At 53.8% G+C, this 12,870-nt stretch carries 11 protein-coding genes; 3 read left to right on the top strand and 8 right to left on the bottom strand.

Annotated elements, in window-relative coordinates; genetic code table 11:
• The first annotated feature begins 113 nt into the window (after positions 1-113).
• Both nlpD and rpoS read left to right on the top strand, forming a co-directional pair.
• Positions 114-1,250 (top strand): murein hydrolase activator NlpD, encoded by a 1,137-nt coding sequence (gene nlpD / locus BM373_RS20275; RefSeq protein WP_090465697.1) that lies wholly within the window; start codon positions 114-116, stop codon positions 1,248-1,250.
• Between the two features lie 120 nt (positions 1,251-1,370).
• Positions 1,371-2,363 carry an RNA polymerase sigma factor RpoS gene (gene rpoS, locus BM373_RS20270; RefSeq protein WP_090465694.1) on the top strand — a complete coding sequence of 331 codons (993 nt, stop codon included), beginning with the start codon at positions 1,371-1,373 and terminating at the stop codon, positions 2,361-2,363.
• Between the two features lie 174 nt (positions 2,364-2,537).
• Here rpoS and BM373_RS20265 read toward each other — a convergent pair whose 3' ends face one another.
• The 3 genes from BM373_RS20265 to BM373_RS20255 form a co-directional block, all read right to left on the bottom strand.
• Positions 2,538-2,966 (bottom strand): OsmC family protein, encoded by a 429-nt coding sequence (locus BM373_RS20265; RefSeq protein ID WP_090465691.1) that lies wholly within the window; start codon positions 2,964-2,966, stop codon positions 2,538-2,540.
• Between the two features lie 97 nt (positions 2,967-3,063).
• Positions 3,064-5,625 carry a DNA mismatch repair protein MutS gene (gene mutS, locus BM373_RS20260; RefSeq protein WP_090465835.1) on the bottom strand — a complete coding sequence of 854 codons (2,562 nt, stop codon included), beginning with the start codon at positions 5,623-5,625 and terminating at the stop codon, positions 3,064-3,066.
• A gap of 175 nt (positions 5,626-5,800) precedes the next feature.
• Entirely contained in the window at positions 5,801-6,565 is a 765-nt protein-coding gene (locus tag BM373_RS20255; RefSeq protein WP_090465688.1) for a DeoR/GlpR family DNA-binding transcription regulator, read from the bottom strand.
• A 227-nt stretch (positions 6,566-6,792) separates the two neighbouring features.
• Between BM373_RS20255 and BM373_RS20250 the strand changes: the two genes are divergently transcribed.
• A complete protein-coding gene (locus BM373_RS20250; RefSeq protein ID WP_090465685.1) occupies positions 6,793-7,758 on the top strand; it encodes a sensor domain-containing diguanylate cyclase in 966 nt (321 codons plus the stop codon).
• A gap of 43 nt (positions 7,759-7,801) precedes the next feature.
• Here the strand turns inward: BM373_RS20250 and BM373_RS20245 are convergent, their stop codons facing one another.
• The 5 genes from BM373_RS20245 to BM373_RS20225 all read right to left on the bottom strand — a co-directional run bounded on the left by BM373_RS20245 (position 7,802) and on the right by BM373_RS20225 (position 12,807).
• Positions 7,802-8,992 carry an EAL and HDOD domain-containing protein gene (locus BM373_RS20245; protein ID WP_256214707.1) on the bottom strand — a complete coding sequence of 397 codons (1,191 nt, stop codon included), beginning with the start codon at positions 8,990-8,992 and terminating at the stop codon, positions 7,802-7,804.
• 377 nt (positions 8,993-9,369) lie between these two features.
• Positions 9,370-10,200, bottom strand: a complete 831-nt coding sequence (gene sitD / locus BM373_RS20240; RefSeq protein ID WP_090465679.1) for an iron/manganese ABC transporter permease subunit SitD — start codon at positions 10,198-10,200, stop codon at positions 9,370-9,372.
• The gene (gene sitC, locus BM373_RS20235; protein WP_090465676.1) at positions 10,197-11,057 is read right to left on the bottom strand and encodes an iron/manganese ABC transporter permease subunit SitC; all 861 of its coding nucleotides are present in this window, start codon (positions 11,055-11,057) and stop codon (positions 10,197-10,199) included. The genes sitD and sitC overlap by 4 nt, the downstream gene beginning before the upstream one ends.
• Positions 11,054-11,857, bottom strand: a complete 804-nt coding sequence (locus BM373_RS20230; RefSeq protein ID WP_090465832.1) for a manganese/iron ABC transporter ATP-binding protein — start codon at positions 11,855-11,857, stop codon at positions 11,054-11,056. The genes sitC and BM373_RS20230 overlap by 4 nt, the downstream gene beginning before the upstream one ends.
• A 32-nt stretch (positions 11,858-11,889) precedes the next feature.
• A complete protein-coding gene (locus BM373_RS20225; protein WP_090465672.1) occupies positions 11,890-12,807 on the bottom strand; it encodes a metal ABC transporter substrate-binding protein in 918 nt (305 codons plus the stop codon).
• Between the last annotated feature and the right edge of the window lie 63 nt (positions 12,808-12,870).

Raw genomic sequence — 12,870 nt, 5'->3', positions numbered from 1 at the left:
TGGAATTTTCTTAGGGATTTCAGCGTATAACAGCGTAGGGTGGGGAAAATTTTTAAATTGGCCCTCACGGTCATTATTACGTCACTGGCAGTTAACACATTCCTGGGGGATAAATGAGCGCGGGAAGCCCTAAATTCACCGTAAGCCGCATTGCGGCAGTATCACTGGTTTCGCTTTGGCTGGCGGGCTGTACGAATTCCGATAATGCACCTGCGCCGGTCAGCTCCGTTGGTGGCGAAAGCAGCTCCAGCTCCAGTTCCGGGATGTTAATCACGCCACCGCCTAAAATGGGCTCGCAGTCACAGCCGATTCAACCTGTTCAGCCTGTGCAGACTCCGCCAGCAATGACCCCTGTGCAAACACAACCGACACAAATGCAGCCGGTCGTTGAAACACCCGTACAAACGGAAAATGGGCGTATTGTGTACAACCGCAAGTATGGGAACATTCCGAAAGGTAGCTATACCGGCGGCAGTACTTACACTGTGAAAAAAGGCGACACACTCTTTTACATTGCCTGGATCACCGGGAACGATTTCCGTGACCTGGCGCAGCGAAACAGCGTTGCCGCCCCGTATGGCCTGAATGTCGGCCAGGTTCTTCAGGTGGGTAGCGCATCCGGTACACCGATAACTGGCGGAAATGCTATCACTCAGGCTGATGCTTCAGCGCAAGGAATCGTGACCAAACCTGCACAAAATTCCACCGTAGTGGTTGCGTCCACTCCGACAATTACGTATTCTGAGGATTCAGGTGAACAAAGTGCTAACAAAATGTTGCCGAACAATAAGCCTTCGACTACGGTTGTTGCGCCAGTAACGGCACCACCTGTTAGCACCACCGAACCGACAGCCAGCAGCTCGTCTACCAGTGCGCCGATATCAGCATGGCGCTGGCCGACTGAAGGCAAAGTTATCGACAACTTCTCTGCTACCGAAGGCGGTAACAAAGGGGTCGATATCGCGGGAAGTAAGGGACAGGCTATCACTGCGACCGCAGACGGACGCGTTGTATATGCCGGTAACGCCCTGCGCGGTTACGGTAATCTAATCATCATCAAACACAACGATGATTACCTGAGTGCCTACGCCCATAACGATACAATGCTGGTCCGGGAACAACAAGAAATCAGGGCGGGGCAGAAGATAGCTACCATGGGTAGCACCGGAACCAGTTCTACACGTTTGCATTTTGAAATTCGTTACAAGGGGAAATCCGTAAACCCGCTGCGTTATTTGCCGCAGCGATAATTCGGCAAAGTTGTTGAGACACTCCCATGGTGTCGTTGCGGCGTCTTAAAGATTGCTGCTAACGCGAAATGAAGAGTGTGCAGTCGCTTTGTCAAGGGATCACGGGTAGGAGCCACCTTTATGAGTCAGAATACGCTGAAAGTTCATGATTTAAATGAAGACGCGGAATTTGATGAGAACGGAGTTGAGGTTTTCGACGAGAAAGCCTTGAATGAAGAGGAACCCAGTGATAACGATTTAGCTGAAGAAGAACTGTTATCGCAGGGTGCAACACAACGTGTGTTGGACGCGACTCAGCTCTACCTTGGAGAGATCGGTTACTCTCCGCTGTTAACAGCTGAAGAAGAAGTTTATTTTGCACGTCGCGCACTGCGTGGAGATGTTGCCTCCCGCCGCCGCATGATTGAAAGTAACCTGCGTCTGGTGGTAAAAATTGCCCGTCGTTATAGCAATCGTGGTCTTGCACTGCTGGATCTGATTGAAGAGGGCAATCTGGGGCTTATCCGCGCCGTTGAGAAGTTTGACCCGGAGCGTGGGTTCCGTTTCTCAACGTATGCAACCTGGTGGATTCGTCAGACCATCGAACGGGCGATCATGAATCAAACCCGTACTATTCGTCTGCCGATTCACATTGTTAAAGAGCTGAACGTCTATCTGCGTACCGCGCGTGAGTTGTCCCATAAACTGGACCACGAACCGAGCGCTGAAGAGATTGCTGAACAGCTTGATAAACCGGTTGATGATGTAAGCCGTATGCTGCGTCTCAACGAGCGCATTACCTCAGTAGACACCCCGCTGGGTGGTGATTCTGAAAAAGCGCTGCTGGATATCCTGGCCGACGAAAAAGAAAACGGTCCGGAAGACACCACGCAAGACGATGACATGAAACAGAGTATCGTCAAATGGCTGTTCGAACTGAACGCCAAACAGCGTGAAGTGCTGGCACGTCGTTTCGGTCTGCTGGGTTATGAAGCGGCTACGCTTGAAGATGTAGGTCGTGAAATCGGTCTGACGCGTGAACGTGTACGCCAGATTCAGGTTGAAGGTCTGCGTCGTCTGCGCGAAATCTTGCAGGCACAGGGGCTTAATATCGAAGCGCTGTTCCGCGAGTAAGCAAAACCATTTCAGAAAGGCCAGTCATATGACTGGCCTTTTTCTTTTGTGCTTTTTGTTGAGTTGTGGCCCCTCACCCTAACCCTCTCCCCTGGGGAGAGGGAACAGATCGAGCGCGGGCTGCTTTTCACCCTCTCCCTGAGGGAGAGGGCCGGGGTGAGGGTCTTGCCAGTCTTAGTTCAGCGTATAATCCAGCGTAATTTCCGCTTTGATCAGCTGTGAAACCGGGCAGCCCGCTTTCGCTTTATTAATAATCGGATCAAACGCCGCCTGATCGATGCCCGGCACTTTGACCTTACTGGTCAGCGCGATTTTCGTAATCGCAAAGCCTTCACCGGATTTATCCAGCGACACATCCGCCGTGGTATCAATGCTTTCGGCGGTGTAGCCCGCTTCACCCAGCATCAGCGACAGCGCCATAGAGAAGCAGCCCGCGTGTGCTGCACCAATGAGTTCTTCCGGGTTGGTCCCGGCGGCACCCTCAAAGCGGGTGTTAAAGCCATACGGTTGCTCTTTCAGCGCGCCGCTTTCAGTAGAGATAGTCCCTTTACCGCGCTTAATATCGCCTTCCCAGTGTGCCTGACCTTTTTTATGAATCGTCATGTCTTCGCTCCTTTTTTCGTCAATGAAGTCCTAAGTATAGAAGCTGAGACCAGGCTTGCCCGGGAACTGAGAACACTCCCAGTTCCCGGCATGAGGATCAGACCAGATTTTTCAGGCGATAAATCCACTCCAGCGCCTGGCGGGGAGTAAGGGTGTCGGGATCGAGATTTTCCAGCGCTTCCAGCGCCGGACTGGTCTCTTCTGGCGGGGTGAGCAGCGACATTTGCGTGCCGTCGATCTGGGTGGCTGCCGCATTTGGCGTGATGCTTTCCAGCTCGCGCAGCTTCTGGCGCGCACGTTTGATAACCTCTTTCGGCACGCCTGCGAGGGCGGCTACTGCCAGACCGTAGCTCTTGCTCGCCGCACCGTCCTGCACGCTGTGCATGAAGGCAATGGTATCGCCGTGCTCCAGCGCATCGAGATGCACATTCGCCACGCCTTCCATTTTTTCCGGCAACTGAGTCAGTTCAAAATAGTGAGTCGCAAACAGGGTCAGTGCCTTAATACGATTCGCGAGGTTTTCGGCACAGGCCCAGGCGAGGGAGAGACCGTCATAAGTGGAAGTGCCGCGCCCGATTTCATCCATCAGCACCAGGCTGTGCTCGGTAGCGTTGTGCAGAATGTTGGCGGTTTCGGTCATCTCCACCATAAAGGTCGAGCGGCCCGACGCCAGGTCGTCTGCCGCACCCACGCGGGTAAAGATGCGGTCAATCGGGCCGATCTCGACTTTTTGCGCCGGCACGTAGCTGCCAATCCACGCCAGCAGCGCAATCAGTGCAGTCTGACGCATATAGGTACTTTTACCGCCCATGTTCGGGCCGGTGATGATCAGCATCCGACGCTGCGGGGAGAGCGACAGCGGGTTGGCGATAAACGGTTCGTTCAGCACCTGCTCCACCACCGGATGGCGACCTTCGGTGATGCGAATGCCCGGTTTATCCATAAAGGTCGGGCAGGTGTAATTGAGCGTATCGGCGCGTTCAGCCAGATTCACCAGCACATCCAGCTCGGCCAGCGCAGCGGCGCTTTGCTGTAAATCGGCCAGGTGCGGCAGCAGGGTATCAAACAGTTCGTCATAAAGCTGTTTTTCCAGCGCCAGCGCTTTTCCTTTGGAGGTCAGCACCTTGTCTTCATATTCCTTCAGTTCAGGAATAATGTAGCGCTCGGCGTTTTTCAGCGTCTGACGGCGGACATAGTGGATCGGCGCATGGTGGCTCTGCCCGCGGCTGATCTGGATGAAGTAGCCGTGCACCGCGTTATAGCCGACTTTGAGGGTGTCCAGACCGAGCTTTTCACGCTCGCGGATTTCCAGTTTATCCAGATAATCCGTCGCACCCGCAGAGAGCGCGCGCCACTCGTCGAGTTCCTCGTTGTACCCTGGCGCAATGACGCCGCCGTCGCGCACCAGCACGGGCGGGGCATCGATAATTGCCCGCTCCAGCAGTTCGCGCAGCCCGGTAAACTCGCCCATCTGCTCGCGCAATTTTTGCACCGGCTTGCTGTTAACGTCGGCAAGCAGCGCCCGCAGTTCTGGTAATTGCTGGAAAGTATGACGCATACGCGCCAGATCGCGCGGGCGGGCGGTACGCAGCGCCAGACGCGCCAGAATACGCTCCAGATCGCCGACCTGACGCAGCACCGGTTGCAGTTCAGCGGTCATTTCCTGCAGGGCACCGATCGACTGCTGACGATCAATCAGCACATCGGTATTACGCACCGGCATGTGCAGCCAGCGCTTGAGCATACGGCTGCCCATCGGCGTGACGGTGCAGTCGAGCACCGACGCCAGCGTGTTTTCAAATCCACCGGCCAGGTTCTGGGTGATTTCCAGATTTCTGCGCGTGGCAGCATCCATAATGATGCTGTCCTGCTGACGTTCCATGGTAATGGAGCGAATGTGCGGCAGAGAGGTGCGCTGCGTATCTTTGACATATTGCAGCAGGCAACCAGCGGCGCACAGGCCACGCGGGGCGTTCTCCACGCCGAAGCCCGTTAAATCGCGGGTGCCGAATTGCAGATTCAGTTGCTGGCGCGCGGTGTCAATTTCAAACTCCCACAGCGGGCGGCGGCGCAGTCCACGGCGGCCTTCAATCAGCGATGTCTCGGCAAAATCTTCTGCGTACAACAGTTCAGCCGGATTGGTGCGCTGCAACTCTGCGGCCATCGTCTCGCGATCCGCCGGTTCGCTGACGCGAAAACGCCCGGAACTGATATCCAGCGTGGCAAAACCGTAGCCTTTACTGTCCTGCCAGATTGCGGCGAGCAGATTGTCCTGACGCTCCTGTAACAACGCTTCGTCGCTGATGGTGCCAGGCGTGACAATGCGCACTACTTTACGCTCTACCGGCCCTTTGCTGGTGGCCGGATCGCCAATCTGCTCGCAGATCGCCACCGATTCGCCAAGACTGACCAGCTTCGCTAAATAGTTTTCTACCGCGTGATGCGGCACGCCCGCCATCGGGATCGGCTCGCCCGCCGAGGCACCGCGTTTGGTCAGCGAAATGTCCATCAACTGCGACGCTCGTTTGGCGTCGTCATAAAACAGCTCGTAAAAATCGCCCATACGGTAGAACAGCAAAATGTCCGGATGCTGTGCTTTCAGCTTCAGGTACTGCTGCATCATGGGGGTATGGGCGTCGAAATTCTCTTGTGTACTCATCAGCTTATGATGTCCATTTTCTTTAATGTCATGAGCGGTGATTTTATTGTTTTGAATGGTTATCACCTTGTCTCACTAGATTTCATGCGCCGGTAAGCCCGTTCATGAATGAGTGCGCTGTATCATAACGGACTCTCTGTGGCAGGAAAACAACGGGCGGGGCGAGTTGCGAGGCTTATTCCGCAACTTCAATCTGCAAACTGGTGTGGGCGAAGGCGTCGGTGTGGGTATCGCGGCTCACCACCACGATGTCGATTTCCTCACAGGACGCCACTTTATAGCGCGCCACCTGCGGCATTTTGTCGGCAATCACCGCTGCGATCACTTCGTTACTCTGCTTAAGCACTTCTTTTTTAAAGCAGGCATCTTCGTAATAAACCGCGCTGAGTCCGGCCTGGGGATCCAGCCCGCACACGCCAATAAAAGTTTGATCAAACAGCATATCGCGGATCTGATTGAGCGGCTCAGAACCCAGCACGCTGCCGGTATGCACGTTCATTTTGCCGCCGAGTAAAATCAGCTCGCCATTGGTGCGTCGGCACAGCGCGGCGGCGATCTGCGGGCAATTGGTGACAATCGTTAGTTCCAGATCGGCCGGGATAAACTCCACCATCGCCAGATAGGTCGAGCCGGAATCAATGAAAATACAGCTATCCGGGCGGATCAATTGCGCGCAGCGCCGGGCAACGTCGGTCTTCTCCTGCACGTTTTGTGAGACGCGGATTTCGAAGTTATCGGCCTGTTTAAACTGGCTGACCGCGCCGCCGTAGACCTTTTTACACAATCCTTTACGCGCCAGTTCCTGCAGATCGCGGCGAATCGTATGTTCAGAGACGCCCAGTTTCCGGGCGGCGTCGGCACCGACAACCCTGCCGGTATCCAGCAACATCTGCTCAATCAGGGCCTGGCGCTGCTCAGGAAATGCATCATAGTCGGTCACGTAATCACCCTTAATCACTCATAATATCGCGCTAACTCTCACAATGAAGCATGGTAGCACAACAGACAGGGCGCAGACATTGGCGGCGTCAATATCAGAAGGCTACAGCGGAAACGCATTTTGTCGGGGTTCTCAAACTGAGAATATATTATTTCGCAATCACCCGTCGGTACTATTAAACCCATCATTCTCGCGTATATTAGTAAGACTATAGATGAGGGACGCTTATGAAATTACCCGCCTTTCCTGAGAATGAAGCCCAACGTCTCAAATCGCTCTATATGATGGATTTGTTGGATAAAAACGATGACGAGCGCTTGTCCCGCCTGACGCGTCTGGCAAAAGCGACGTTTGATGTCCCGATTGCCCTTATTTCATTACTCGATCGCGATCGTCAGTGGCTGGTTTCACGGTCGGGCGTTGATATAAAAGAAACGGCCCGCAATGTCTCGTTTTGCGCCCACGCTATTTTGCAGGAAGGCGCGTTGATCGTGAAAGATGCGCGTAAAGATGAGCGTTTTGAACATAATCCTTTTGTGACCGGCGAGCCCTATGTGCGTTTCTATGCTGGTTGCCCGGTGCATTTACCGGATGGCTCTATTGCCGGAACGGTGTGCATTATTGACGATCAGCCACGCGAATTTTCATCTGAGGAGATCAATCTGCTGCTCGATGTGGGATCGATTGTCGAGGATGAGTTTTTAATTATCAGTCAGGCGATGACCGATAAATTAACTGATTTGCCGAATAAGCGCGGTTTCCTTCGTGTGGGCGATAAGCGTTTTACTGAACTGACAAAGACTGATGCTCCTTTTAGTCTGCTCTATTTTGTGGTCGGTAACTTACAGTCGCTGAATGATATTCTGGGCCATGAAGAAGGGGATAATACTTTACGCACCTTTGCGAAAAGCCTGAAAAGCTGTCTGCGTAATGAGGATGTCTGCGGGCGTATTGATAGCAGTGCGTTTGCTGTGCTGCTGCCTCATGACAAGGGATTTGATGCCGACGCATTCCTGTTTAATTTACAGAGCACCCTTGATGACCTGAATAGTATGCCGGGAAACAAATATCCCATTAATTACGCTTACAGCGTGCTGGAAAGTGATGCGGATAAATATCCCGATATTCTCGCCATGCTTAAAGACAGCGATTCGGTTATGTATTCAGAAAGAAAGCGAATGAAGCGCAGATAATACGAGGCCGGGTCGGTCGTCGCCCGGCAACGTCTGGTCTGTCTTAGCGATAGCGCTGTGAGCGGTCAAACGTATTTCTTGCCGGTTTGCTTAACGGCATTTCGTCGGCCCATTTGGTGGCTTCATTCATCATTTCAGCCACAATCCCGCGGGTCAGCCCGACTTTTTTCGCCTCAAGACTGGCTTCTTCCCACTCCCGGTTTTCATAGAGCTGCACCAGATTCACCAACTGGTAGAGCATCCCTTTACGCTCATGCAGCGCAATTCTGACATCGGCGGAAATGACTACCTGATCGATCAGCTCTTCCTGTGGGATCTCAAGAATGACATCCAGCAATGAAAACAGGCCCACCATAAAGGCATCGTTTGACGAGTGAATACCCAGCAGGCGGTTGGCCGCCAGCTCGCAAAATCGTGCGCGGATAAGACTCGAATAGTAGATTTCGTTAGTTTTGGCGTTATTAAACGAGGTGAGGCAGGCCACCAGCACAAAGCGACGCAGTTCGGTCACGCCCAGATACACCACAATATCTTTGATCGACTGGCTGCGGCTGCCGCGAATCCCGCGCGCGTTGTAGAGAATATTTTGCGCATAGCGCAGAATTTTAAACGACAGCGCGATATCCCGTTTTAACAGCTCTTCAATCTGAATCAAATCGGGCGTTTCGGCGTTTACTTCCTGAATAAGCCGCAGCGCAATAATCTGATTCTGAATGATTTTTTTGGTTTTAAAAATAATGGGCTTGCTAAAAAAATGCCCCTGAAACAGCGTGAATCCCATATTTTTATAGGTTTCAAACTCTTCAATGGTTTCGACTTTCTCTGCCAGAAATACCGTGTCCTTCAGCAAATCCTTATTGTGGAAAATATAGGACTGGATTTCCTGCAGGGTGCTTTCATGCACGTCAAACTTGATGATGTCGATATAAGGAATAAACGCATTCCAGTTATTGCTCAGGGAAAAGTCATCCAGCGCAATGCGAAACCCTTTTTTGTGAAGCTGTTTAATGGATTCCAGCAGGCGGGGCGTAGGTTCTGCGGTTTCGAGGATTTCTACAATTACCCGGTCTTTGGGCAGCGTTTCCGCCAGACCTTTAATCAGCAGTTCATAAGGAAAGTTAACAAAAACAACGCTGCCTTCATTTTGTCTGCCGGTCGGCGCACCGAGGAATTGCTCTTCGATAAGCTGCGCGGTCGCGTGTTCAGGCGAGACATCGGGAAAGCGATTTGTCATGCTATCCCTGAAGAGAAGCTCATACCCGAAGATATTGAGTTTTTCATCAAAAATTGCCTGCCTTGCGACAAAAGAAAACATTCACCACCCTCACGCAAAACCCTGGTTACATCATCTTTTCTTAAATCATGATGTAAAACTACTGTAACGACAAGCATCTCATGAACAGCAAAAGCCGCCCAGTGATTAAGTTCGTTAACACGATATCCATCACTTGCCCGCTGAAAAAAGCGGCGACAAATTTAAGTTTAAGTCAGGGAGCATTTTGCTGCCTTAGGCCCTGTTTTGTAAAGTTACGTCACCATCAGGCAGCTATTTTTTTATCGTTGCAAAACAATAAATTGCATTATGAAACTATTGTGCTGTTATCTAAATCGTCATGATGCAGAAGGCCGGTTCAGGGCCTGCCTGTCTTTCACACTGGCCACAATGAACGCCACCACAAAGACAGCGGTAAAGAGCACCACAATCGTGGGCGCGGGGGCGCTGTCGAGCCAGAAAGAGAGATAAACGCCCGCGAATGAAACACTCACCGCCAGCCCGACCGCCAGCCACATCGCCTGCGCAAAGCGGCGCGTCAGCAGAACGGCGATAGCGCCCGGCGCGATAAGCAGGGAAATCGACAAAATAATGCCCACCGATTTAAGCGTGGCAACAATCGTCAGCGCGATCATGCACAGCAGGCCGTAGTGCAAAAGCGTGGTGTTGAGGCCGCTCGCTTTCGCCTGCAGCGGATCGAAGGCGTGCAGCAAAAAATCTTTCCACTTCAGTAACATCACCAGCGTGACTCCGGCGGCAATCAGACTGGTTTGTACGATGTCGGCTACCGCCACGCCGAGCATGTCGCCAAACAGAATATGGTCGAGATGCACCTCCGACTGAATGGAAATATAAAGAATCAGCCCCGCGCCAAACATGCCGGAAAAGACAATCCCCATCAGCGTGTCGCGTTTGATCCGGCTGTTATCGTCGAGATAACCGGTGACGATGGCGCAAAAAAGCCCGGCGATAAACGCGCCGATGGCAACAGGAATACCGATGATCCAGGCGATGACCACGCCGGGAAAGACCGCGTGACTCATTGCATCGCCCATCAGCGCCCAGCCTTTCAGCACCAGAAATACGGAGAGCAACGCGCAGGGCACGGCGACAATCACCGAAATCATCAGCGCGTTGACCATAAAATCAAACTGGAAGGGTTCCATCATGATGCGACCTCCTGGCTGGACTGTTTCGCGCGGCGGCGGTTGGCCAGCAAACCGTGCTTCGGGGCAAACACAAAGGCCAGTAAAAACAACAGCGTTTGCGCCACCACGATAATCCCGCCGGTTGCTCCGTCGAGGTAATAACTGACCCACGCTCCGGCAAAGCTGGTGAGACTGCCAATCGCCACGGCAATCATTAACAGGCGCGGAAAACGGTCGGTCAGAAGCCACGCGGTTGCGCCCGGCGTGACCACCAGGCAAATCACCAGAAATGCGCCGACAGTTTGCAGAGCCGCAACGGTGCAAACCGAGAGCAGGGTGAAAAACAGCACTTTCAGCCGCGCCGGATTAAGCCCAATGGATCGCGCATGGTTTTCATCAAAAAAGGTCACCATCAGGTCTTTCCATTTGATGAACAAAATCACCAGCGACACCACGCCGATAATCGCCAGTTGCAGAATGTCTTCCGGCGCAATCGCCAGAATATTGCCGAGGATAATGGTCTGAATATTTACCGACATCGGATTGAGCGACACCATAAACAGCCCGATGCCAAAAAAGGAGGAGAAGATGAGGCCGATAATCGCATCTTCTTTCAGGCGCGAGCGCTGATTAAGAAACAGCATGGCCCCCGCCGCCAGCCCACCGGATAAAAACGCGCCGAGGGAGAAGGGGAGGCCGAGCATATACGCGCCCGCCACGCCTGGCACGATGGAGTGCGACAGCGCATCGCCAATCAGCGACCAGCCTTTCAGCATCAGGTAGCACGACAGGAACGCGCAGACGCCGCCCACCAGCGCCGACACCCACATGGCGTTGCGCATGTACTCATAGCTAAAGGGTTCCAGCAGCCAGTTCACGGTTGCTCTCCTTGCGTCGGCAGCCTGCGGGCCACAAACGGGCGCTCATCGTCGGTGATGATCTGCTCTTCACCGCCGCTTAACACCACGTGGCGCAGCACGCCGCTGAAAGCCTGTTCCAGATTGGCGGCGGTAAAGGTGGTTTCCGTTGGTCCGCTGGCGAGCACCGTGCCTTTGACCATCACCGTGTAATCACAAAACTCAGTGACTGAGCCTAAATTGTGCGTCGATACCAGCATGGTGCGCCCCTCGTCACGCAGCTCGCGCAGCAGTTCGATGATTCTGGCTTCGGTCTGCACATCAACGCCGGTGAAGGGCTCATCCAGCAGAATAACCTGCCCGTTCTGGGCGATGGCGCGGGCGAGAAAGACCCGCTTTTTTTGCCCGCCGGAAAGCTCGCCAATCTGCCGGTGGCGGAACTCCGTCATGCCGACCCGCGCCAGCGCCGCATTTACCGCGTTATGATCCGCCTCCTTCGGGCGGCGTAACATGCCCATATGACCGTAACGGCCCATCATTACCACGTCTTCCACCAGCACCGGAAACGACCAGTCCACCTCTTCGGACTGCGGCACGTAAGAGACCAGATTCTGACGCAGCGCCTGTTTGACCGGTTGCTGGAGAATGGTGATTTCGCCGTGCGCCAGGCGGACAAAGCCCATCAGCGCTTTAAACAGGGTGGATTTACCCGACCCGTTGATGCCCACCAGTGCGGCAATGGAACCGCGCGGCACGGAAAAGGTGGTATCGCGCAATGCCGTGTGGCCGTTGCGGTAGGTGACCGTGACGTCCTGGATCATCAGCCCCGGCAGGTTCTCTGCGTTAATGGCCGTCATTTTTGCGCCTCCACACCGGCCTGAATGCCGGTGACGATGGTTTCACTGGTCACGCGCAGTAAATCGATAAAGGTCGGCACCGGGCCGTTCGCGGCGCTCAGTGAATCGACATACAGCACGCCGCCGTAGTGCGCTCCCGTTTCGCGCGCCACCTGCTTCGTCGGTTTATCGGCCACGGTGCTTTCGCTGAAGATCGTTGGGATGTGATTTTTCTTGATCGCGTCGATCACTTTTCTTACCTGCTGCGGCGTGCCCTGCTGATCGGCGTTGATCGGCCACAGATAGAGTTCTTTCAGTCCGTAATCCCGCGCCAGATAGGAGAATGCGCCTTCGCTGGTCACCAGCCAGCGCTTGTCTTCCGGCAGCGCGTCGAGTTTTGTGCGCACCGGCGCAAGCGTCTGCTGGATCTTCTCTTTATAGGCCTGCGCGTTCTGGCGATAGATCGCCGCGTTGTCGGGATCGTATTTCACCAGCGCATCGCGAATGTTATCGACGTAGATCTGCGCGTTTTCCGCCGACATCCACGCGTGGGGATTCGGTTTGCCGTTATAGGGGCCTTCACTGATCCCCATCGGTTTTACGCCGCTGGAGACCACCACTTCCGGCACGCCTTTCAGATTCTGATAAAAGCGAGCGAACCACAGCTCCAGGTTGAGCCCGTTAGTGAGGATAAGCTGTGCACCCTGCGCGCGTTTGATATCCCCCGGCGTCGGCTGATATTCATGGATCTCCGCCCCCGGTTTGGTGATGGAGTGCACTTCCGCCGCATCGCCCGCCACGTTCTGCGCCATATCCGCGATCACGGTAAAGGTGGTGATGACGTTGAATTTCTCTTTCGCCTGTGCGGAATGCATAAATATGAATGAAGACGCAACGGCAAAAAGCGCGACGGTCAGGCGTGGCAAATGCGGCATAGTGTCCCTCTTTACATTATGGTTAATTAATCATCAGATATAGCCTTTGCTAAGTTATATAGC

Source organism: Enterobacter sp. kpr-6 (assembly GCF_900116015.1).
In the GTDB taxonomy this organism is placed as follows: domain Bacteria; phylum Pseudomonadota; class Gammaproteobacteria; order Enterobacterales; family Enterobacteriaceae; genus Enterobacter_D.
Note: the sequence above shows the minus strand (reverse complement) of the source record. Positions and strands in the feature narration are given on the sequence as shown.

Excerpts from the sequence above, each read along its gene's own strand:
- nlpD (WP_090465697.1), top strand. The coding sequence starts at position 114 with ATGAGCGCGGGAAGCCCTAAATTCACCGTAAGCCGCATTGCGGCAGTA.
- rpoS (WP_090465694.1), top strand. The coding sequence starts at position 1,371 with ATGAGTCAGAATACGCTGAAAGTTCATGATTTAAATGAAGACGCGGAA.
- BM373_RS20265 (WP_090465691.1), bottom strand. The coding sequence starts at position 2,966 with ATGACGATTCATAAAAAAGGTCAGGCACACTGGGAAGGCGATATTAAG.
- mutS (WP_090465835.1), bottom strand. The coding sequence starts at position 5,625 with ATGAGTACACAAGAGAATTTCGACGCCCATACCCCCATGATGCAGCAG.
- BM373_RS20250 (WP_090465685.1), top strand. The coding sequence starts at position 6,793 with ATGAAATTACCCGCCTTTCCTGAGAATGAAGCCCAACGTCTCAAATCG.
- BM373_RS20245 (WP_256214707.1), bottom strand. The coding sequence starts at position 8,992 with ATGACAAATCGCTTTCCCGATGTCTCGCCTGAACACGCGACCGCGCAG.
- sitD (WP_090465679.1), bottom strand. The coding sequence starts at position 10,200 with ATGATGGAACCCTTCCAGTTTGATTTTATGGTCAACGCGCTGATGATT.
- BM373_RS20230 (WP_090465832.1), bottom strand. The coding sequence starts at position 11,857 with ATGATCCAGGACGTCACGGTCACCTACCGCAACGGCCACACGGCATTG.
- BM373_RS20225 (WP_090465672.1), bottom strand. The coding sequence starts at position 12,807 with ATGCCGCATTTGCCACGCCTGACCGTCGCGCTTTTTGCCGTTGCGTCT.